The sequence below is a fragment of the Streptomyces sp. NPDC126503 genome, assembly GCF_040302405.1.
GTDB classification, from domain to species: Bacteria; Actinomycetota; Actinomycetes; order Streptomycetales; family Streptomycetaceae; genus Streptomyces; species Streptomyces gulbargensis.
The window spans coordinates 49,084-69,997 of sequence record NZ_JBEORS010000023.1 but is presented as its reverse complement, the minus strand read 5'-3'; the positions used below and the strand labels follow the sequence as shown (position 1 = coordinate 69,997).

Annotated in this window: 23 protein-coding genes; 17 read left to right on the top strand and 6 right to left on the bottom strand. The window is 73.8% G+C overall.

Annotation, left to right across the window (positions count from 1 at the left end):
• Positions 1-94 precede the first annotated feature (94 nt).
• From ald to ABTY40_RS25270, 9 genes are all read left to right on the top strand, one after another.
• Positions 95-1,210, top strand: coding sequence for an alanine dehydrogenase (gene ald / locus ABTY40_RS25310; RefSeq protein WP_352061631.1), 1,116 nt, complete (start codon positions 95-97; stop codon positions 1,208-1,210).
• A 447-nt stretch (positions 1,211-1,657) separates the two neighbouring features.
• A complete protein-coding gene (locus ABTY40_RS25305) occupies positions 1,658-2,683 on the top strand; it encodes a ParA family protein (RefSeq protein WP_030212665.1) in 1,026 nt (341 codons plus the stop codon).
• A complete protein-coding gene (locus ABTY40_RS25300) occupies positions 2,680-3,156 on the top strand; it encodes a hypothetical protein (RefSeq protein ID WP_352061651.1) in 477 nt (158 codons plus the stop codon). Before ABTY40_RS25305 ends, ABTY40_RS25300 begins: the two co-directional genes overlap by 4 nt.
• 47 nt (positions 3,157-3,203) lie before the next feature.
• Entirely contained in the window at positions 3,204-4,232 is a 1,029-nt protein-coding gene (locus tag ABTY40_RS25295) for a segregation and condensation protein A (RefSeq protein WP_352061630.1), read from the top strand.
• Positions 4,229-4,831 (top strand): SMC-Scp complex subunit ScpB, encoded by a 603-nt coding sequence (gene scpB / locus ABTY40_RS25290; protein ID WP_352061629.1) that lies wholly within the window; start codon positions 4,229-4,231, stop codon positions 4,829-4,831. Before ABTY40_RS25295 ends, scpB begins: the two co-directional genes overlap by 4 nt.
• Positions 4,831-5,940, top strand: coding sequence for a pseudouridine synthase (locus ABTY40_RS25285; RefSeq protein ID WP_352061628.1), 1,110 nt, complete (start codon positions 4,831-4,833; stop codon positions 5,938-5,940). The genes scpB and ABTY40_RS25285 overlap by 1 nt, the downstream gene beginning before the upstream one ends.
• Positions 5,941-6,243: 303 nt before the next feature.
• Positions 6,244-7,299 carry an AAA family ATPase gene (locus ABTY40_RS25280; protein WP_352061627.1) on the top strand — a complete coding sequence of 352 codons (1,056 nt, stop codon included), beginning with the start codon at positions 6,244-6,246 and terminating at the stop codon, positions 7,297-7,299.
• Positions 7,296-8,045: an NUDIX hydrolase gene (locus ABTY40_RS25275; RefSeq protein WP_352061626.1), complete on the top strand. Its 750-nt coding sequence runs from the start codon at positions 7,296-7,298 to the stop codon at positions 8,043-8,045. The genes ABTY40_RS25280 and ABTY40_RS25275 overlap by 4 nt, the downstream gene beginning before the upstream one ends.
• A complete protein-coding gene (locus tag ABTY40_RS25270; protein ID WP_352061625.1) occupies positions 8,042-9,061 on the top strand; it encodes an ADP-ribosylglycohydrolase family protein in 1,020 nt (339 codons plus the stop codon). Before ABTY40_RS25275 ends, ABTY40_RS25270 begins: the two co-directional genes overlap by 4 nt.
• Positions 9,062-9,080: 19 nt before the next feature.
• Here ABTY40_RS25270 and ABTY40_RS25265 read toward each other — a convergent pair whose 3' ends face one another.
• The 3 genes from ABTY40_RS25265 to ABTY40_RS25255 are packed head-to-tail and all read right to left on the bottom strand — an operon-like array spanning position 9,081 to position 10,620.
• Entirely contained in the window at positions 9,081-9,770 is a 690-nt protein-coding gene (locus ABTY40_RS25265; protein WP_352061650.1) for a nucleotidyltransferase domain-containing protein, read from the bottom strand.
• Between the two features lie 16 nt (positions 9,771-9,786).
• Positions 9,787-10,239, bottom strand: a complete 453-nt coding sequence (locus ABTY40_RS25260) for a Rieske (2Fe-2S) protein (RefSeq protein ID WP_352061624.1) — start codon at positions 10,237-10,239, stop codon at positions 9,787-9,789.
• Positions 10,240-10,284: 45 nt separating this feature from the next.
• The gene (locus tag ABTY40_RS25255) at positions 10,285-10,620 is read right to left on the bottom strand and encodes a DUF952 domain-containing protein (RefSeq protein ID WP_352061623.1); all 336 of its coding nucleotides are present in this window, start codon (positions 10,618-10,620) and stop codon (positions 10,285-10,287) included.
• A 163-nt stretch (positions 10,621-10,783) separates the two neighbouring features.
• Between ABTY40_RS25255 and aroH the strand changes: the two genes are divergently transcribed.
• From aroH to der, 5 genes are all read left to right on the top strand, one after another.
• Positions 10,784-11,146, top strand: a complete 363-nt coding sequence (aroH, locus tag ABTY40_RS25250) for a chorismate mutase (protein ID WP_352061622.1) — start codon at positions 10,784-10,786, stop codon at positions 11,144-11,146.
• Positions 11,143-12,231, top strand: coding sequence for a prephenate dehydrogenase (locus ABTY40_RS25245; protein ID WP_352061621.1), 1,089 nt, complete (start codon positions 11,143-11,145; stop codon positions 12,229-12,231). The genes aroH and ABTY40_RS25245 overlap by 4 nt, the downstream gene beginning before the upstream one ends.
• A gap of 196 nt (positions 12,232-12,427) precedes the next feature.
• Positions 12,428-13,102: a (d)CMP kinase gene (gene cmk, locus ABTY40_RS25240; RefSeq protein WP_352061620.1), complete on the top strand. Its 675-nt coding sequence runs from the start codon at positions 12,428-12,430 to the stop codon at positions 13,100-13,102.
• A complete protein-coding gene (locus tag ABTY40_RS25235; RefSeq protein WP_352061619.1) occupies positions 13,057-13,743 on the top strand; it encodes a lysophospholipid acyltransferase family protein in 687 nt (228 codons plus the stop codon). The genes cmk and ABTY40_RS25235 overlap by 46 nt, the downstream gene beginning before the upstream one ends.
• A gap of 70 nt (positions 13,744-13,813) precedes the next feature.
• Positions 13,814-15,262, top strand: a complete 1,449-nt coding sequence (gene der / locus ABTY40_RS25230) for a ribosome biogenesis GTPase Der (RefSeq protein WP_352061618.1) — start codon at positions 13,814-13,816, stop codon at positions 15,260-15,262.
• A gap of 136 nt (positions 15,263-15,398) precedes the next feature.
• Here the strand turns inward: der and ABTY40_RS25225 are convergent, their stop codons facing one another.
• Together ABTY40_RS25225 and ABTY40_RS25220 are read right to left on the bottom strand one after the other, a co-directional pair.
• Positions 15,399-15,722 carry a hypothetical protein gene (locus ABTY40_RS25225; protein ID WP_352061617.1) on the bottom strand — a complete coding sequence of 108 codons (324 nt, stop codon included), beginning with the start codon at positions 15,720-15,722 and terminating at the stop codon, positions 15,399-15,401.
• 197 nt (positions 15,723-15,919) lie between these two features.
• Positions 15,920-16,693, bottom strand: a complete 774-nt coding sequence (locus ABTY40_RS25220; RefSeq protein ID WP_352061616.1) for a DUF8842 C-terminal domain-containing protein — start codon at positions 16,691-16,693, stop codon at positions 15,920-15,922.
• A gap of 270 nt (positions 16,694-16,963) precedes the next feature.
• Between ABTY40_RS25220 and ABTY40_RS25215 the strand changes: the two genes are divergently transcribed.
• The 3 genes from ABTY40_RS25215 (at position 16,964) to ABTY40_RS25205 (ending at position 19,778) form a co-directional block, all read left to right on the top strand.
• The gene (locus ABTY40_RS25215) at positions 16,964-17,539 is read left to right on the top strand and encodes a transglycosylase family protein (RefSeq protein WP_352061615.1); all 576 of its coding nucleotides are present in this window, start codon (positions 16,964-16,966) and stop codon (positions 17,537-17,539) included.
• 320 nt (positions 17,540-17,859) lie between these two features.
• The gene (locus tag ABTY40_RS25210; protein WP_352061614.1) at positions 17,860-19,134 is read left to right on the top strand and encodes a glycosyltransferase; all 1,275 of its coding nucleotides are present in this window, start codon (positions 17,860-17,862) and stop codon (positions 19,132-19,134) included.
• A gap of 428 nt (positions 19,135-19,562) precedes the next feature.
• Positions 19,563-19,778: an I78 family peptidase inhibitor gene (locus ABTY40_RS25205; RefSeq protein ID WP_352061613.1), complete on the top strand. Its 216-nt coding sequence runs from the start codon at positions 19,563-19,565 to the stop codon at positions 19,776-19,778.
• A 90-nt stretch (positions 19,779-19,868) separates the two neighbouring features.
• On the opposite strand, the gene ABTY40_RS25200 is transcribed toward ABTY40_RS25205, so the two are convergent.
• The gene (locus ABTY40_RS25200; RefSeq protein WP_352061612.1) at positions 19,869-20,771 is read right to left on the bottom strand and encodes a phosphatase PAP2 family protein; all 903 of its coding nucleotides are present in this window, start codon (positions 20,769-20,771) and stop codon (positions 19,869-19,871) included.
• Positions 20,772-20,914: the final 143 nt, after the last annotated feature.

The window sequence follows — 20,914 nt, the reverse complement described above, 5'->3', positions numbered from 1 at the left end:
TTCGAACGTGGTCTGCCCCGGTGTGCCGTCGTGCATCCGGGTATGTATCGCAGTGCCCCCAGTTATCCCCCTGATTCAAGGACCGTGATCGACGATGAAGGTCGGCATCCCCCGCGAGGTCAAGAACAACGAGTTCCGCGTGGCCATCACCCCCGCCGGTGTCCACGAGCTCGTCCGCAACGGCCACCAGGTCTTCGTCGAGCAGAACGCCGGTGTCGGCTCCTCGATCACGGACGAGGAGTACGTCGCCGCCGGCGCCGGGATCCTCCCCACCGCCGACGAGGTCTGGGCCACCGCCGACCTGCTCCTCAAGGTCAAGGAGCCGATCGCGGAGGAGTACCACCGCCTCCGCAAGGACCAGACCCTCTTCACCTACCTGCACCTCGCCGCCTCCAAGGAGTGCACGGACGCCCTCCTGGAGTCCGGCACCACCGCCATCGCGTACGAGACCGTCGAGACCGCGAACCGCGCGCTCCCGCTGCTCGCCCCGATGTCCGAGGTCGCGGGCCGCCTGGCCCCGCAGGTCGGCGCCTACCACCTGATGCGCTCGGCCGGCGGCCGCGGCGTCCTCCCCGGCGGCGTCCCCGGCACCCAGGCCGGCAAGGCCGTCGTCATCGGTGGCGGCGTCTCCGGCTGGAACGCCACCCAGATCGCCGTCGGCATGGGCTTCCACGTCACCCTGCTCGACAAGGACATCAACAAGCTCCGCGAGGCCGACAAGATCTTCGGCACCCAGGTGCAGACGATCGTCTCCAACGCCTACGAGCTGGAGAAGGCCGTCGTCGAGGCCGACCTCGTCATCGGCGCCGTCCTCATCCCGGGTGCCAAGGCCCCGAAGCTGGTCACCAACGAGCTCGTCGCCAAGATGAAGCCCGGAAGTGTCCTTGTCGACATCGCGATCGACCAGGGCGGCTGCTTCGAGGACTCCCACCCGACCACCCACGCCGAGCCGACCTTCCAGGTCCACAACTCGGTCTTCTACTGCGTCGCCAACATGCCCGGCGCGGTCCCGAACACCTCCACCTACGCCCTCACCAACGCCACGATGCCCTACATCGTGTCGCTGGCGAACAACGGCTGGGCCGAGGCGCTGCGCCGCGACGCCGCGCTCGCCAAGGGTCTCAACACCCATGACGGCAAGGTCGTTTACAAGGAGGTCGCCGAGGCCCACGGCTACGACCACGTCGAGCTGAACAGCCTCCTGGGCTGACCCTCCCGCGGCCCGTCAACGCGTGCCGTCAATATCACGCTCCCGGCCGGACCTTGTTCGACAAGGTCCGGCCGGCTGTGTCTCCGGCCACGCCGAAACGTTCGGTCAACTCGCCTCGAACGTAACCCTTTAACCGATTCGCACACCCCGGAAACGTGTGGATGCATGCCCGCGCACCCTTGACAGAGAGGTGTTCGGTCGCCGACACATCCGGCCGGGTCCGGCGGATTGTGTTGCTGCGGACCGGTGACACGCCATAGAGTCGCCAACCGTCGGCATGGTGCCACGCTGACCTATCGATAAATGTTCCTGGTCACATCCAAGGAGGTAAGACGACTTGTGAATGAGTCGACAATTACTCCCGGGAGCGGTGCGCCAGGTGCCCCGATCGGCTCCGTCGCGGTGCGGACCTTCGCGACGCACCAGCCCATGACGACAGCCCACACGATGAAGACGATGGACGGCCTACACGTGAACGCCACGGCCGGCAACGAGATGGGCCGAGAGTCCACCCACTTCGCCGCCTACGACGAGGTGCCCGAGGGGCACTTCTACGACCCCGACGCCGAGTACGAGCCCGATCCGGAGTACGCGGCCACCCTCGCGCCCGACGCCGCCCGGCAGCGCCGCGAGCGGATCGGCCCCACCGGACGGCCCCTGCCGTACTTCCCGATCCCGGGCCCGCTGACCGACCACGGGCCCGCGAAGATCATCGCGATGTGCAACCAGAAGGGCGGCGTCGGCAAGACCACGTCGACCATCAACCTGGGCGCCGCGCTCGCGGAGTACGGACGGCGGGTGCTGCTCGTCGACTTCGACCCGCAGGGAGCCCTCTCGGTGGGCCTCGGCGTGAACCCGATGGAGCTCGACCTCACCGTCTACAACCTGCTCATGGAGCGGGGCATGTCGGCGGACGAGGTGCTCCTGAAGACCGCCGTGCCCAACATGGACCTGCTGCCGAGCAACATCGACCTCTCGGCCGCCGAGGTGCAGCTGGTCAGCGAGGTCGCGCGCGAGTCCACGCTCCAGCGCGCCCTGAAGCCGCTGATGAACGACTACGACTACATCGTGATCGACTGTCAGCCCTCGCTCGGTCTGCTGACCGTGAACGCCCTGACGGCGGCTCACAAGGTCATCGTGCCGCTGGAATGCGAATTCTTCGCCCTGCGCGGCGTCGCCCTGCTGACCGAGACCATCGAGAAGGTCCAGGAGCGGCTCAACCCCGAGCTGGAGCTCGACGGCATCCTCGCCACGATGTACGACTCCCGGACCGTGCACAGCCGCGAGGTCCTCGCGCGCGTCGTCGAGGCCTTCGACGATCACGTGTACCACACGGTGATCGGCCGGACCGTGCGCTTCCCGGAGACCACGGTCGCCGGCGAGCCCATCACCACGTACGCCTCCAACTCCGTGGGCGCCGCCGCCTACCGTCAGCTCGCCAGGGAGGTGCTCGCCCGGTGTCACGCCGAGTGAGTCTGCCCGGGGCCGACGAACTCTTCCGTACGACCGGGGGGACGGCGCTCCAGGCGTCCTCGCCCCGCCGCACCGTCCCCGCTCCGGCGGGGGAGAGCGACACGACGGCGGCCGAAGGCCCCGCGGAGTACACCGCGGCGGCCTCCGAGACGGCCGAGCCGCGCGCCCGCGCGGCCGAGCCCGAGACGCCCCCGGCCGCCAAACCCGCCGCCGGCGCGGCGGCCCGGCGGCGCGGCGGACGTCCCGCGGCGCGCCGGCCGAGCGGACGCGAGCGCCACGACGAGAAGATCACGGTCTACGTCTCCGCCGAGGAGCTGATGGACCTCGAGCACGCCCGGCTGGTGCTCAGGGGCGAGCACGGCCTTGCCGTCGACCGGGGCAGAATCGTCCGTGAGGCGGTCGCCGTGGTCCTGGCGGACCTGGAGTCCCGCGGCGACGCGAGCATCCTCGTCCGCCGTCTGCGCGGCCGCTGAGGGTAGCCTGCGGGCTGCCGCTCCCCCGCTAGCCCTGGATCCGCCCCATGCACCGCCCCCCCGACGAAACGTCCCGCCCGCCGCGCCGCCGCGCCCCCGGGCGCGGACCCGACGGGGAACCGGCCCCCGGGTCCGGCTTGGCCGCCGCGCCGCGCCGGGACCGGGAGGCCGCGCCTGGGCCGGACCACGCCCCGGGCGTCACGCCGGACCGCGAGCCGGGGCCGGCCGAGCCCCCGGGCGGCGGGGAAGCGGCACTGCCCGCGCGGGCGGCGGACGGCGAGGACGGCCGGTTCACCGTCCGCCTGGCGAACTTCGAGGGGCCCTTCGACCTGCTCCTCCAGCTGATCACCAAGCACAAGCTGGACGTCACCGAGGTCGCCCTCTCCCAGGTCACCGACGAGTTCATGGCCCACATCCGGGCCCTCGGACCGGACGGGGACCTCGACCAGACCACCGAGTTCCTGGTCGTCGCCGCCACCCTGCTCGACCTCAAGGCCGCCCGGCTGCTGCCCGCCGCCGAGGTGGAGGACGAGGCCGACCTCGCCCTCCTGGAGGCCCGCGACCTGCTGTTCGCCCGGCTCCTGCAGTACCGCGCCTACAAGCGGATCTCCGAGATCCTGGAGGAGCGGTGGGAGGCCGAGGGCCGGCGCCACCCCCGTACCGTCGGACTCGAACCGCACCACGCGGCCCTGCTCCCCGAGGTCGTCCTCACCATCGGCCCCGAAGGCCTCGCGAAACTGGCCGCGCAGGCCATGCGGCCCCGGCCCGCGCCCGAGGTGTACGTCGACCACATCCACGCCCCGCTCGTCAGCGTCCGCGAGCAGGCCGCCCTGGTCGTGGCCCTGCTGCGGGAACGCGGCACGGCGAGCTTCCGGGAGCTGGCCGAGGACGCCGGGGACACCCTCACCGTCGTCGCCCGCTTCCTCGCCCTCCTGGAGCTCTACCGGGAGAAGGCGGTCGCCCTCGACCAGGAGAGCCCCCTCGGGGACCTCACCGTCTCCTGGACGGGCGGGGACGCCGGGCCGGGCGGCACCCCCACCGTCACCGACGAGTTCGACCAGGAGGCCCCCGCATGAGCGACAGCGACCTCAAGCCCGCCCTCGAAGCCGTCCTCATGGTCGTCGACGAGCCCGCCACCGAACAGCACCTCGCCCGGGTCCTGGACCGCACCCCCCCGGAGGTGGCGGACGCCCTGTGCGAGCTGGCCGCGGAGTACACCGCCCAGGGCCGCGGCTTCGAGCTGCGGCAGGTCGCGGGCGGCTGGCGCTTCTACACCCGCCCCGCGCACGCCGCCGCCGTCGAGGCCTTCCTGCTCGACGGCCAGCAGGCCCGGCTCACCCGCGCGGCCCTGGAGACCCTCGCGGTCGTCGCGTACCGCCAGCCGGTCAGCCGTTCACGGGTCTCCGCCGTCCGCGGGGTCAACTGCGACGGGGTCATGCGGACCCTCCTCCAGAGGGGTCTGGTGGAGGAGGCGGGCGCGGAACCCGAAACAGGTGCGATCCTGTACAGGACGACGAACTACTTCCTGGAGCGGATGGGCCTGCGCGGCCTGGACGAACTCCCCGAGCTCGCCCCCTTCCTCCCGGAGGCCGAGGCGGTCGAGCCGGACTCCCTGGAAGGCGTTCCGTCGTTCGAGCCCGATGCGGACGAGACCGAGAAGACGACGGAAGTTTGATGCGAAGCAGCAGCGGCAGGAACAGCGGAAACAACGGCGGGAGCCGTGGTGCCAAGAGCGGCGGCCGCGGCAACTACCGGGGCGCGGGGAACAACCGCGACGACCGGGGCCAGAGCGCGGGCCGCCCGCGCCGGCCCCGCCCCGAGGAGCGCGGGTACGACGTCGACGGCCTGGCCGGGCGTCCCTCCGACGGCCCGAAGCGCGGACGCGGCGACACCGCCCGCGGCGGCGCCAAGGGCGGCCCCAAGCAGTCCCCGAAGCGGGGCGGCGGCCGCACGGCCCCGGCGCGCTCGCGCGAGTACGAGACCCGGGCGGAGGAGCGCAACCGCGAGCGGTACGCCAACAAGCCCGAGATCAAGACCCCGAAGACCTTCCCCGGTGCCGAGCAGGAGGGCGAGCGGCTGCAGAAGGTCCTCGCCCGCGCCGGCTACGGCTCCCGCCGCGCCTGCGAGGAGCTCATCGAGCAGGCCCGCGTCGAGGTCAACGGCAGCATCGTGGTCGAGCAGGGCCTGCGCGTGGACCCGGAGAAGGACGAGATCAAGGTGGACGGCCTCACGGTCGCCACCCAGTCGTACCAGTTCTTCGCCCTCAACAAGCCGGCCGGTGTCGTCTCCACCATGGAGGACCCCGACGGCCGCCAGTGCCTGGGCGACTACGTCACCAACCGTGAGACCCGCCTGTTCCACGTGGGCCGGCTCGACACGGAGACCGAGGGCATCATCCTGCTCACCAACCACGGCGAGCTGGCCCACCGTCTCACCCACCCCAAGTACGGCGTGAAGAAGACCTACCTGGCGGCCATCACCGGCCCGCTGCCCCGCGAGGTCGGCAAGCGGCTGAAGGACGGCATCCAGCTGGAGGACGGCTACGCGCGCGCCGACCACTTCCGGGTCGTCGAGCAGACCGGCAAGAACTACCTGGTCGAGGTCGTGCTGCACGAGGGCCGCAAGCACATCGTGCGCCGCATGCTCGCCGAGGCGGGCTTCCCGGTGGAGAAGCTGGTGCGGACCGCCTTCGGCCCGATCACCCTCGGGGACCAGAAGTCGGGCTGGCTGCGCCGCCTGAGCAACACCGAGGTCGGCATGCTGATGAAGGAAGTCGGCCTGTAGGACCGGGGCGCTCCCCGTGAGCGCCCGAGGAGGCCCGTGACCGCCCGGCGGTCACGGGCCTCCCGTCGTCTCCGGCCCTTGTGGCCGGCCCCTCCCGCCATTTATAGTCAAGTTGACTCTTAAGGAGGCGGGTGTGAGGAACACGTCCATCCGGACAGCCCTCCGGCGGCTCCGGCGGAGCGACCGCACGGCCCTCGCCGCGTGCGGCCGGCGGGCCTGGACCCACGGGGGTGGACCAGGCCCCGGCGCGCCCCGGCCGTACCGTGCCGGGGGCGTCCGGCCGCTCACGGCGGGGGCCCGGCCATGACGGCGCGCGTGTACGGGCACGGGCTCGTCACCGGCGCGTTCTGCCCCCCGCACGCGGGCCACCACCACCTCGTCCGCACCGCCCTGGCCCGCTGCGAGCGCGTCACCGTGCTCGTCCGCACCACCGAGGACGCCGCCCTGCCGCTCGACGCGCGCGTCGCCTGGATGCGGGAGATCCACCCCGACGCCCTCGTCGTCACCGGCGACACCGCCGCCGACCTGCCCGAGCCCGTCGACGCGGTCTTCACCGCCGGGCCGTACGGGGACGGGGGCGGCGACGCCGACGGAGGCGCGGGCCCCGGCCTGGAGGGCGCCGAGATCGTCCGCGTCGGCGGCCGGCACGCGCAGAGCACGGTCGCGGATCCTGGGGCCGGTCCGACGGGGAACACCGGCACCGGCACCCTAGGCCCCGATTTCCGCCCCGCCGCTCCCGGCCACGCCCTTCCCGACGACGCCGCCGTCCTCGCCGACCCGCCCGGCCACTGGGACCTCCTGGAGGCACCCGTCCGCGCCGCCCTCGCCCGGCGGGTCGTCGTCCTCGGGGCCGAGTCCACCGGCGCCACCACCCTGGCGCGCGCCCTCACCGACCACTACCGGCGGCGCGGCGGCGTGTGGGCCCGTACCCGCTGCCTCGCCGCCGACCCGCGGGCCGACCGGGAGCGGGAATCCCGCGACTTCCCCGTCGCCGCCCAGCGCCGGGCCGAGGACGAGGAGCGGGCCGCGCGCGAGGGTTCGCCGCTGCTCGTCTGCGACGGCGACGCCTTCGCCGCCACCATCCGGCACGAACGGCGCTTCGGCACCCCCAGCCCCGGCACGTGCGCCGTCGCCGCCCAGGGGCGGCACCACCTGTGGCTGCTCACCGACCACCGGGGCGTTCCGTCCGGCCCGGACCCCGGGGACCTCCGGGCCTGGACCACCGCCCGGCTCCTCACCCGTCTCCTGCGCACCGGCCGCCCCACGGTCCTCCTCAGCGGCCCGCCCGAGGAACGGCTCGCCACCGCCGTCGCGGCCGTGGACGCCCTGCTCGCCCAGCCCTGGGAGGTACGCCGGTGAACGGCCCCACCCCGCCCCCGCGTCCGCCCGAGGGCTACGACCCGCACGCCTTCGAGCCGTTCGCCGTCACCGTGGACCTCGCCGTCCTCACCGTCCGCGAGGAACGCCTGCACGCCCTGCTCGTCCAGCGCGCCCAGGAACCCCACGCGGGGGAGTGGGCCCTGCCGGGCGGCTTCGTACGGCCCCGCGAGTCCGCCGAGACGGCCGCCCGCCGCGAACTGGCCGAAGAGACGGGGCTGCCCGACGGCACCGTCGCCGGACTCCACCTCGAACAGCTCCGCACCTACAGCGACCCCGACCGCGACCCCCGGATGCGGGTCGTCTCCGTCGCCTTCACCGCCCTCGTCCCCGGCCTGCCCGAACCCCGGGGCGGCGGCGACGCGGCCGAGGCGCGCTGGCTGCCCTACGGGGAGCACGGGCCGCTCGCCTTCGACCACGACCGGATCCTCGCCGACGCCCGCGAACGCGTCGGCGCCAAGCTCGAGTACACGTGTCTCGCCACCGCCTTCTGCCCGCCCGAGTTCACCCTCGGCGAGCTGCGGCAGGTCTACGAGACGGTCTGGGGCGTCGAACTCGACCGCCCCAACTTCCGGCGCAAGGTCCTCACCACGCCCGGCTTCGTCCGGCCCGTGGAAGGACCGCCGCGCCGCACCGGCGGACGGGGGAAACCGGCCGCGCTCTACCGGGCGGGCGAGGCCACGGCCCTCCACCCGCCGTTGCTCCGACCGGAAGGACGATCGGCATGACCACGGGTAAGCAGGCCGCCACGGGGGCGTTGACGGGACTGGCGCTCGGCGACGCGCTGGGGTACCCCACGGAGTTCAGCGACGTGCCCGCGATCCTCGCCAAGTGCGGGCCGTGGCGGACGATGGAGCTGCCGGTGACGCGGGGGACCGCGTACGTCACCGACGACACCCAGATGACCCTCGCCCTCGCCCGCGCCCTGCGCACCGCCCTGGAGAGGGGCCCCCTCAGCCCCTCGTGGCTGGTCCGTCCGCTGCGGGAGGAGTACGTCGCCTGGTACCGCTCGCCGGAGAACAACCGCGCCCCCGGCCGCACCTGCCTCGTCGCCTGCGAGGCGCTCACCACCGACCTGCCCTGGCAGGACGCCAGCCAGATCCACTCCAAGGGCTGCGGCGCCAACATGCGGGTCGCGCCCCTCGGGCTCGTCCCCGGCCTCGGCGACGAGGAGCGCGCCGGCGCCGCGCAGCTCCAGGCGGCCCTCACCCACGGCCACCCCACCGCGCTCGCGGCCTCCGACCTGACGGCCCACGCCGTGCGCCTCCTGGCCGAGGGCGTGGACCCGGCCGGGCTCGTCGGCCGGCTGCGCTCGTACGCGTACGAGAACCGGGACCGCTACCACGAGCGCTGGCTCGGCGACCTGTGGACCCGCTCCCAGGACCCCTCCGCCCTCCACTTCGTCCGGCGCGGCTGGGACGAGTGCCTGGCCGTCCTCGAACGCCTCGACGCCGTCCAGCGCACCGCCGACCCGGAGCTGGACCCCTGCGCGTACACCGGGGACGGCTGGATCGCCGAGGAGGCCCTCGCCACCGGGCTGCTCTGCTTCCTCCTCTTCCCCGGCGACCCGCTCACCGCCCTGCGCCGGGCCGCCTGCACCCGCGGCGACTCCGACTCCGTCGCCGCCCTCGCGGGCGCCTTCGCCGGAGCCCATTTGGGCGCGGACGCCTGGCCTGCCGCGTGGGCCGAGCGGGTCGAGCACCGGGACGAACTCCTCGCCTTCGGAGCGCTCTGGGACGCCTGACCCGGCCCGCCACCGGGCCCTACAGCTCCCGGAGGGCCGAGGCGCGGCGGGCGCGGACGAGGAAGTCCTGGACGCGGGCGTGGTCCGGGGCGGCGGGCAGCGGGCTCCGGGTGAGGGCGGTGTCCGCCTCCTCCTGGAGGCGGTCCATCCAGGCCTCGATCTCCTCCCACCCGACCTCGCCCCGCTTGACCGCGAGGAGACGCTCGCGCTCCTCACCGACGTCGATCCGCAGCTCACCCGTGCGCAGCAGGTCCCGGCAGCTGGTCAGCAGCCGCACCAGGTGCATGGCGTGCTTCCAGCGCGGGCGGCCGTACTGGCGGACGTCCGCGTCGAGCTTGCGGCGCTGGCCGGCCGCGTAGCGGACGAAGGTCTGGTGCGCCTGCCGGGAGAGGAAGGCGCCGCGCAGCGAGAGGAGTTCGCGGCCGAGGTCGTCGACCCGGGTGACGAGGGGGGAGTGGAGGCACTCCAGGACGTTCGGGTTGTTGCGCAGGGCCAGCTCGCAGAAGCGTTCCAGCTCCCAGCTGAACTGCTCCTCGGCCGGCCCCTCCACATGGGCGGGGGGCTTCTCGAAGTGCCAGAACAGCGGGGTGGGGGCGAGGTAGACACCGCGCGTGTCGGTGTCGCTGTCCTCCGTCGCCAGGCCGAACGCCCGCGAGCCCATCACGCAGGCGTAGATCGTGTGATCGCGGACGAGCGCTTCCGGGGTCATGTCCATGGCGGTCAGGCTACGCGAGGATGATCGACTCCCCGGAGACGGTGATCCGCTCCTCCGGCAGCGGCCGGGTCGCCGGGCCCGTCACCACCGAACCGTCCGCGATCCGGAACCGCGAACCGTGGCAGGGACAGCGCACCGTGCCGTCCACCACCTTGTCCACCAGGCAGCCCTGGTGCGTGCAGACGGCCGAGAAGGCCTTGAACTCGCCGGCGGCGGGCTGCGTCACGACTACCTTCCGCCCGGCGACGACCTTGCCGCCGCCGACCGGGATCTCCGCGGTCCGCGCGAGGACCGCCCCGGCCGGTCCCGTCGTCGCCGCGCCCCCGGTGGCCGGAGCGCTCGTCCTCGTACCACCGTCACCACCCCCGTCCCCGCCGCCGGCACCGCAGGCGGTCGTGGCGGACGCCGGGGCCAGGGCGGCGGCGAGGAGGACGGTACGGCGCGGGGTGGCGTTCGCGGTCATACGGCCCACCTTGGCCGCGCCCCCGCCCCGCCCGCCGCGACACGCCTACGCCCAGGGCGCCAACTCCCTCGCCCGGCCGTCCGCGTCCCTGCGGACCTCCAGGACCGCCGTCACCGCCGCCCGCTCGACGGGGCCGTACACATGCGGGTAGAGCCGGTCCTCCGAGCCCTCCCACCGGACCTCCGCGCCGAGCCGAGCCTCGTCGACGACGAGCACGAGCAGCGGGCCCGGCACGTCCCGGTAGTGGACGTCGGCGACGGCCAGGGCCGCCTGCTCGTCGGGCGAGCAGTGGACGAAGCCCTCCTCCGCGAGCGACGGCGGGGCGTAGGGGACCTCGGGAGCGGCGGACCAGGCGTCCAGCGGTACGACGTGCAGCAGCATCCGGCCTTTCTACCCCGCCCGGCCCGGCGCCGTACGCCGGGTGGCGGAACCTCCGGCCACCGGCGCCACCGTCTCGGAGGGCGGGCACCGCACGCGCGCCGCGCGCCCGGCTCACTACCCTGACTAGGCTGAACGAGCACAGACGCAGGCGAAGGAGCACGACGTGGCGGTACGAGCGGTCCGGGGCGCCGTCCAGCTCGAACGGGACGAGGCCGGGCACATGCACGAGTGCGTCGAGGAGCTGCTCACCGCCGTCCTCACCCGCAACGGGCTCACCGCCGACGACCTCATCAGCATCTGGTTCACCGCCACCCCCGACCTCCACAGCGACTTCCCCGCCGCCGCGGCCCGCCGGATCGGCATCGCCGACGTCCCGCTGATCTGCGCCCAGGAACTCGACGTGGCGGGGGCCATGCCCCGGGTCGTCCGCCTCCTCGCCCACGTCGAGACCGATCTGCCCAAGAACCGGGTCGCGCACGTCTACCTCGGCGCCGCGGCCGCCCTGCGCAAGGACATCGCCCAGTGAGAACAGCGCTCGTCATCGGAACCGGACTCATCGGCACCTCCGCCGCGCTCGCCCTCGCGGGCCGGGGCGTCACGGTCCACCTGCGCGACCACGACCCGGCGCGCGCCCGCACCGCCGCCGCCCTCGGCGCCGGCACCGACGAGGCCCCCGGGGGCCCCGTGGACCTCGCGATCGTCGCCGTACCGCCGGCGCACGTCGCCGCCACCCTCGCCGAGGCCATGGGCGCCGGGCTCGCCCGCGGCTACCTGGACGTCGCCAGCGTCAAGGGAGGCCCCAAGCGGGAGCTGGAGGCCCTGGGCCTCGACCTCACCGCGTACATCGGCACCCACCCCATGTCCGGCAAGGAACGCTCCGGCCCCCTCGCGGCCACCGCCGACCTCTTCGAGGGACGGCCGTGGGTGCTCACCCCCACCCGGGACACCGACACCGAGGTCCTCAACCTCGCCCTGGAGCTCGTCGCGCTCTGCCGCGCCGTGCCGGTCGTCATGGACGCCGACGCCCACGACCGGGCGGTCGCGCTCGTCTCCCACACCCCGCAGCTGGTCTCCTCGATGGTCGCCGCGCGCCTGGAGGAGGCCGACGAGTCGGCCGTACGCCTCTGCGGGCAGGGCATCAGGGACGTCACGCGCATCGCCGCCTCCGACCCCCGCATGTGGGTGGACATCCTCTCCGCCAACCCGGGCCCCGTCGCCGACGTCCTCGCGGGCGTCGCCGCCGACCTGGACGAGACCGTCCGCGCCCTGCGCTCCCTCCAGTCCGCCGACGAGGACAAGCGGCGGGAGGGGACCAGCGGCGTCGAGGACGTCCTGCGCCGGGGCAACGCCGGCCGGGCCCGCGTCCCCGGCAAGCACGGTGCCGCGCCCACCGTCTACGAGACCGTCGCGGTCCTCATCAGCGACCGGCCCGGGGAGCTGGCCCGCATCTTCGCCGACGCCGGCCGCGCCGGCGTCAACATCGAGGACGTCCGCATCGAGCACGCCACCGGCCAGCAGGCGGGCCTGGTGCAGCTCATGGTGGAGCCCTCCGCGGCCCCGGTCCTGGGCGCCGCCCTGGAGGAGCGCGGCTGGGCCCTGCGCACGGGCTGAGGGTCCGTGCGGCCCTCCTCGCGTGAGGGCGGTCCGCGTCCGCCCGGCGGGAGCGGTCCACCCGGGCGGGTGCACGGCTCTCCGGGCGCTGGCCCGAACGGGCGGGGCCGAACGGGTGCCGGGGACTCGGTAACCTTGTGGAGGTCCCCCGCATCTCCGCCGGGCCCTACCGCTCACCCAGGAAGGTGTTCCCACCGTGGAATCCGTGATCGTCGCCATCGACGGGCCGTCCGGCACGGGCAAGTCCAGCACCTCGAAGGCGGTCGCCGCCAAGCTGGGGCTGAGCTACCTCGACACCGGCGCCCAGTACCGGGCGATCACCTGGTGGATGATCAGCAACGGGGTGGACGTCGGCGACGCCGTCGCCGTCGCCGACGCCGCCGCCAAGCCGGTCATCGTCTCCGGTACGGACCCGGCCCGGCCCACCATCACCGTCGACGGCGCCGACGCCTCCGGCCCCATCCGCACGGAGGAGGTCACCTCCAAGGTCAGCGCCGTCAGCGCCGTCCCCGAGGTGCGCAGGATCATCACCGAGCTGCAGCGGACCATCGCCAGCGGCGCCGAGCAGGGCATCGTCGTCGAGGGCCGGGACATCGGCACCACCGTCCTGCCCGACGCCGACCTGAAGATCTTCCTCACCGCCTCGCCCGAGGCCCGCGCCGCCCGCCGCTCCGGCGAGCTCAAGGGCGCCGACGTGCACGCGACCAAGCAGGCCCTCATCAAGCGGGACGCGGCCGACTCCAGCCGCACCACCTCCCCGCTGGCCAAGGCCGACGACGCCGTCGAGGTCGACACCACCGACCTCACGCTCGACCAGGTGATCGAATGCGTCGTGACCCTCGTCGAGGAGAAGCGGACGGCCGCCCGGTGACCCTGCCCTCCGAGAAGGGCGCCGCCGTCGGCCGGCGCATCGGGATCGGCCTGATGTACGGCCTCTGGAAGCCGCGCGTCCTCGGCGCCTGGCGGGTGCCGGCCTCCGGCCCCGTCATCCTCGCCGTCAACCACGCGCACAACATCGACGGCCCCATGCTCATGGGCACCGCCCCGCGCCCCGTGCACTTCCTCATCAAGAAGGAGGCGTTCGCCGGCCCGCTCGGCGGCTTCCTGGAAGGCATCGGGCAGGTCAAGGTCGACCGCGACAGCACCGACCGCGCCGCGATAGCGAACGCACTGGGCGTGCTCGACCAGGGCGGCGTCCTCGGGATCTTCCCCGAGGGCACCCGCGGCGAGGGCGACTTCGCCTCGCTCCGCGCCGGCCTCGCCTACTTCGCCGTCCGCAGCGGCGCGCCGATCGTCCCCGTCGCCGTCCTGGGAAGTTCCGAGCGGCGCGGACGGTTGATCAAGGCACTGCCCCCGCTGCGTGGCCGCGTCGACGTCGTCTTCGGCGACGCCTTCGAGGCGGGGGACGGCACGGGCCGCCGCACCCGCAAGGCGCTCGACGAGGCCACCGTACGGATCCAGGAGCGGCTCACCGCCCACCTGGAAAACGCCAGGCGTCTCACCGGGCGCTGAGCGAGACTTTCAGTAGTGGGCTCCGCGAGCCGGGGACCCACCGACCACGAATGATCAAGGAACGGACTTCATGAACGACCAGCACGACCACGGGGCACTTGGCGACGCCGAGTACGCGGAGTTCATGGAGCTCGCCGCGGAAGAGGGCTTCGACATCGAGGACGTCGAGGGCGCGATCGAGGAGGCCGGTCACGGCCCCCTCCCCGTCCTCGCCGTCGTCGGCCGCCCGAACGTCGGCAAGTCGACCCTGGTGAACCGCATCATCGGCCGCCGCGAGGCCGTCGTCGAGGACAAGCCGGGCGTCACCCGTGACCGCGTCACCTACGAGGCCGAATGGGCCGGCCGCCGCTTCAAGGTCGTCGACACCGGCGGCTGGGAGCAGGACGTCCTCGGCATCGACGCCTCCGTCGCCGCCCAGGCCGAGTACGCCATCGAGGCCGCCGACGCCTGCCTCTTCGTCGTGGACGCCACCGTCGGCGCCACCGACACCGACGAGGCCGTCGTCCGGCTGCTCCGCCGCGCCGGCAAGCCGGTCGTGCTCGCCGCCAACAAGGTCGACGGCCCGGCGGGCGAGGCCGACGCCGCCACCCTGTGGTCCCTGGGCCTCGGCGAGCCGTTCCCCGTCTCCTCGCTGCACGGCCGCGGCACCGGTGACCTCCTGGACGAGGTCCTGAAGGCCCTGCCCGAGGCCCCCGGGCAGCGCTTCGGCAACGCCGTCGGCGGCCCGCGCCGCATCGCCCTCATCGGCCGCCCGAACGTCGGCAAGTCCTCGCTCCTCAACAAGGTCGCGGGCGAGGAGCGGGTCGTCGTCAACGAGCTGGCCGGCACCACCCGCGACCCGGTCGACGAGCTGATCGAGCTGGGCGGCACGACCTGGAAGTTCGTCGACACCGCCGGCATCCGCAAGAAGGTCCACCTCCAGGAGGGCGCGGACTACTACGCCTCCCTGCGCACCGCCGCCGCCGTCGAGAAGGCGGAGGTGGCCGTCATCCTCATCGACACCACCGACCGGATCTCGGTCCAGGACCAGCGCATCATCACGATGGCGGTCGAGTCGGGCCGTGCCATCGTCATCGCCTACAACAAGTGGGACGAGCTGGACGAGGAGCGCCGCTACTACCTGGAGCGGGAGATCGAGACCGAGATGCAGCAGGTCTCCTGGGCGCCCCGGGTCAACGTCTCGGCGAAGACCGGCCGCCACATGGAGAAGCTGGTCCCGGCCATCGAGACCGCCCTCGCCGGCTGGGAGACCCGCGTCCCCACCGGCCGGCTCAACGCCTTCCTCGGCGAGATCGTCGCCGCCCACCCGCACCCGATCCGCGGCGGCAAGCAGCCCCGCATCCTCTTCGGCACGCAGGCGGGCACCAAGCCGCCGCGGTTCGTCCTCTTCGCCTCCGGCTTCCTGGAGGCCGGCTACCGCCGCTTCGTCGAGCGCCGGCTGCGCGAGGAGTTCGGCTTCGAGGGCACCCCGATCCACATCTCGGTCCGCGTGCGCGAGAAGCGCGGCAAGAAGAAGTAGGCGGTACGCCGGGTCCGGCGGAGGTACGGCCGAGGGCCGGGGCGCATCGCCCCGGCCCTCGGCCGTACCCACGAACCTCACGGACCTCACCGGCCCCGAGGCCCTCGCGGGTCCGCGGTGGCTCCCCGAGGGCTTCCTAGGGGCTCCTGCGGGGCCCCGGCGGCAGTGCCGCCTGCGGAGCCACGGTGTACGTGTGCTGCGTCGCCGACCAGGCCGTCGGATGGGCCGCCGGCCGGCCGCCCTGCCCGTACGCCTGCCCGGTCCCGGCCCCCTGGGTGTACCCCTGGCCCTGCCCGTACAGGCCGGCGCTCGTCACCGTCCCGAAGGCACGGAAGCGGAGCTCCTCCTCACCGCTGCGGTCACCCGGGAGGGTGCGGAACGACCGGCGGTACTCCGAGTACAGCGCGTCGAAGATCGGCGTCGCCGAAGGGCCTGCCGCCCCCTCGTGCGCCGGGCGCATGGCGGGGATCGGACTCGGATGAGGCTGGGGGAAGGGGTCGTATGCGTGCACATAGGTGCCAACGACCCCGCCGCCCGTCGGATGCGGCCGACTCTCCGAAAGGGGAGCCGGCCGGGGCCGCGGCACCTTGGGCACCGAGGGCCGCCCGGAGCCCCCGGAGGGCCGTCCGGGCTCTATGCCGGGCCGCGCGTCCCGGCTCACGTGCCGGCCAGCGGCATCGCGGCGGCCACCAGGCGCCCGTTGGCCGCGGCCTTCTCCAGGGCGTCCCGCAGCAGGTCCTCGCGCGGCTGCTGGCCGATGGAGCCCACCGGGGCGGCGAAGACCAGGACCGTGTGCGACTTGTTGGCCGCGGCGCGCCAGCCCTCCGTCACCTGCAGCGGCTGGTGCGCCTGCCACCAGGCGGCCTGCCCGGCGCCGCCCGGCCCCGGCTGGAGCACCGAGTGCAGCTGTCCCATGGCGACCAGCACCGACCAGCCGGGCAGCACCGCCGGCTTCTGGTTGACGTCCGCGACCGGCTGGAAGCCCTGCTCGGTCAGCAGGGTGAGGAACTCGTCCGTGAGTCCGTCGCCGCCCGGCCGCGCCACCGGCGCGGTCGGCTCCACGACCAGCGCGGGGTGCAGCTCGCCCCCGACCAGCACCAGACCGCTGGTCACACCCAGCACCGCCTGCTCGGGGTGGGCGGCGGTGAGCGCCTCCCCGGCCTCGAAGGAGGCCACGGCGCCCTGGAGCTGCTCCTCGGGAACCCGTACGACCTGGGACGGGATGCACGTGGCGTGGGCGAAGGCGAGGACCGCCGTCTCCTCGCCGACGAACAGCACCGTGCTGGTGCGCTCCTGCTCGGAGTCGCCCGGCGTCCGGCAGGAGGTGCAGTCGTAGCTGGCAGGGGCGTTGTCGCCGGCGAGCAGCCGGTCGGCTTCTTCGTCGCCGATCTCGGCGCGTACGTCCTCGCTGACGTCGAGCATGCGCGGCACGGGTGGCTCCCTGGACTCGGTACGGGCGACGCCGGGCCGTTCCCGGGCGTCTCATGCAGAGTTCAACGGGCCAGGCTCGGCCGGGGTCACGCGCGGACGGCGGGCAACTTGCCGGAGTCCCATGCGGGACGGGCCCGGCGGCGGCCGGGCCCGGGGACGGGGACCGCCGGCGCCCTCCGGGGGCGGCGGGTGACTCCGACCGGGTGGGGTGTGCGCGGTGTTCCGCGCGGCACCGACCGCCGGGAGCGTCCCGCTGCCTAGCCTGCACCGATGTCGAAGATCCGATTTTGGACCGCCGGTTCGCTCGCCGCGGCCTCCGCGGCGGCGCTGATGAGCCTTCTTCCCGCGCCCGCGCGGGCCGCCGCACCGGAACCCGTCACCGTCACCGCCCCGACCGCCACGACCACCGCCGTGCCGGCCTACCCCTGCGCCAAGGACCAGTGGCCCTGGGGCTGCGTCGCCGAGTGCGAGAGCAGCGGCCGCTGGAACGCCAACACCGGCAACGGCTACTACGGCGGGCTCCAGTTCTGGCAGCCGACCTGGGTCGAGCACGGCGGCCTGCGCTTCGCCGCCCGCGCCGACCTCGCCACCCGGCAGCAGCAGATCACCGTCGCCGAGGAAGTCCTCCGTACCCAGGGCTGGAAGGCGTGGCCGACCTGTTCCAAGCGGTACGGGCTCAGCGGGCGCGTCCACACCGTCCAGCCGGGCGACACCCTCAGCTCGATCGCCCGCAGGTTCGCGATCAAGGGCGGCTGGCAGGCCCTCCACACCGCGAACCGCGAGCTGATCGGACCGGACCCGAACCGGATCACCGTCGGCACGATGCTGCGGATCGCGCCGCTCTGAGGACACCGTGGCGCCCCGTCCGGCCGACGCGTACGGACGGGCGCCACGGCAGGGCCGGGGGAGACCCCGGCCCCCGCCGCTCCCCGTCCGTGGGCCCTCGGGCGGGGAGCGGCGGCACGCGGCCGGGAAGAGCCCCCGGGGCCCGGCCGGCTCCCGCACCCCGAGCGACGCGGAACCGTCCCGTCGCCCGCCCGCCGGCCGGAAGGGCCGCCCGCCCCGGGCCCCTCACCCGCCGTGACGACCTCCGGGCGCACGGCCGTGCGGCACGGGCAGTACAGTCGGCCCGACCGACCAACCGACCTGGGGGAACCGGCAGCGCGATGCGTATCTCCTTTCTGCTCCACAACGGCTACCACTACGGCGGCACCATCCGGACCACCTTCACGCTCGCCGAGGAGCTCGCGGAGCGCCACGAGGTGGAGATCGTCTCCGTCTTCCGCCACCGGGACCAGCCGCTCCTCGGCCTGCCCGCCGGGGTGACCCTGCGTCACCTCGTGGACCTGCGCAAGGACAGCCCCGGCTACGACGGCGACCACCCGGACTTCCACCGGCCCGCCCGGGTCTTCCCGCGCGGCGACGGCCGCTGGAAGCAGTACAGCGCCCTCACCGACGCCCGCATCGGGGAGCACCTGCGGGGCGTCGAGGCGGACGTCCTCGTCGCCACCCGCCCCGGGCTCAACGTCCATCTCGCCCGGCAGGCGCGCCGCGGCCCGGTCCTCGTCGGCCAGGAGCACCTGATCCTCACCGGCCACAGCTACCGGCTGCGCCGCGACATCGCCCACGAGTACGCGCTGCTCGACGCCGTCACCACCGTCACCGAGGCCGACGCCCGCGCCTACCGGAAGCTGGGGCTGCGGGACGTACGGATCGAGGCCGTGCCCAACAGCGTGCCCGCCCCCTCCGTGCCACCGGCCGACCCCGCCGCGCGGACCGTGGTGGCGGCGGGCCGGCTGACCCGGGTCAAGCGGTACGACGTGCTGATCGACGCCTTCGCCGAGGCGGCGGCGGACCTGCCGGGCTGGACGCTGCGGATCTACGGCTCCGGCGACGCCGTGCAGGACCTCAAGGGCCCGCTCACCCGGCAGATCGCCGCCCGGGGCCTCGGCGAGCGGGTCTTCCTCATGGGCTCGGTCACGCCGATGGAGCCGGAGTGGGCCAAGGGCTCGATCGCTGCGGTGACCTCGCAGCGCGAGTCCTTCGGCATGACGATCGTGGAGGCGATGCGCTGCGGGCTGCCGGTGGTCTCCACCGACTGTCCGAACGGGCCCCGCGAGATCATCGAGGACGGGGTCGACGGGCGGCTGGTGCCGGTGGACGACGTGGCGGCCGTCGCGCGGGCGCTGCGCGCGTACATGGCCGACGACGAACTGCGTGCCAAGGCCGGCAGGGCCGCGCTGGCCGCCTCCGAGCGCTTCGACCCCGCCCGGATCGCCGCCCGCCACGAGGCCCTGTGGACCGAACTCGTCCACCGTGGCGCGAGCCGCCGCGTCCACGGCAGGGGCCGCGCCGCCGCCCACCGCGCCCTCGGTGACGCCCTCGACGGCGTCTACACCCTCAAGGCCCGCGCCGGCCGCCTGGTCCGCCGCTTCCGCTGACACGGCGGACGCCGCGGACCTTCCGGCCGGGCGACCCGACGCGGGGCGCGGTCTCCCCGGGATCGCCGTCACCGAACGGAGTTCCGGTACCGCCTCTCGCGTGCCGTGCGGAAGCGCCCGGCCGATCGCGCCCGGTGGTGCCGGCGTAAGCATTCCGTGGGGGAACCGTGAGAACCGCCGGTCATGGAGCCGGCGTCCGGCGGGAGCCAATTCGACGCACCGTCACAGGCACGGGAATTCCCCGGGAGTTCCCGGTGGACGCCGGGGCGCGGCCGAGTTCGGGGGCGGTTGGTACGAAGTACCGGAGAGGCTCGGGAATTACTGGAGAATCGGCTGGAAGTTGTCCCTCGGGATGGCCGGAGGCGGGTCAAACATAGGGCGGACAGTTGTGACCCAAGTGTGACCGCCGAGGGACTAACGTGGAGTCCATGGCTCCCACATCGCGCACTCCCGAACCGCCCCGCGACAGCCCCGAGTCCTATGTGGGTCTCGACGCGGACGGCGCCGAGCGGCTCGCCAGGACACGCGGCTGGACCGTGGTCCGGGCCCTGCCGCCGGGCTCGATCGTCACCATGGAGTACCTGTCCGGACGCATCAACTTCGAGGTCGAGGACGGTACGGTCACCCGCTGCTGGGTCGGCTGACGGGCACCAGGACCGGCACCCCGACCCCGCCCGTACGACGAAGGGCCCCGGCCGATCCGGCCGGGGCCCTTCGTCGCGTACGGATACGGCTCAGCCGCCCGCCCCACGGGTCGCGGGGGCACGGGTCGCCGGGGTCCGGCGGGCCACTCCCACGGTCTCCCTGGCCGGTTCCTCGGCCGCCGCCGGACGCGGCGGGTAGTAGCCGGGGCGCGGACCGCCGGAGGCCACGGGCAGCGAGGGCACCAGCCGGCGCCGGTCCCGCAGGCGCTCCCCGAGGCGGTCGCGCAGGGCCAGGATCCGGGCCTCCGCCAGGGCGATGACCGGCTCGCACCAGGGCAGCGCGAGCAGGATCAGCAGGCCGGCGGCCCAGCCGAGCAGGACGTCGCTCAGCCAGTGCGTCCCCAGATAGACGGTGGTGAGGCCGACGCCGAGCGCGACCACCGCCGAGAGCGCCGACAGGTACCGCCGGGCCCGCGGGGTGGTCGCCAGGTAGGCCAGGATGCCCCAGGTCACCACCGCGTTCGCGGTGTGACCGGAGGGGAATATGTCACCGCCCGCGAACAGTTCGGCGGAGCCGATCTGGGTCGCGTAGTGGGGGCCGAGACGGCCGAGGCCGAGCTTGACCGAGCCGACCGAGACGTTGAGGAGCAGGAGCGCGGCGCCGAGGCAGAGCAGGGGTCGCAGCGTGTGCTGGCGCCAGGAGCGCCAGCCCAGCCAGGCGGCCACCATCACGGCCGTGGGACCGCGCTGACCGAGGACGACGTAGTAGTCGAGGAAAGCGTGGAGTTCCGGCCACTGCTGATAGGGACGGAAGAGCATGATCTTCCAGTCGAGGGTCACCAGCCAGGTCGAGAGGAGAACGGCCACGACGATGGCGAGATAGAACGCCGACGTCCCGCCGAAGAGGGCGAGACGCGTGCGGGTCATCCGCGGGACCTCTATCTTCGGCGGTTCCGGCTCCCGGTCCAGCCGGGCAAAGATGTCGGTACGCACCCAATGGACGTTACAGGGAGTGAGTAGCCGACCCGCGCGATCCCGTGCCTTCGTGATGACGATGTGATGTGGAGTAGGTCTCAGGGGGACCCATTCCCTCTCGGCGTCCGAAAATCAGATGACCATCGGTCCTCATGTCGGCG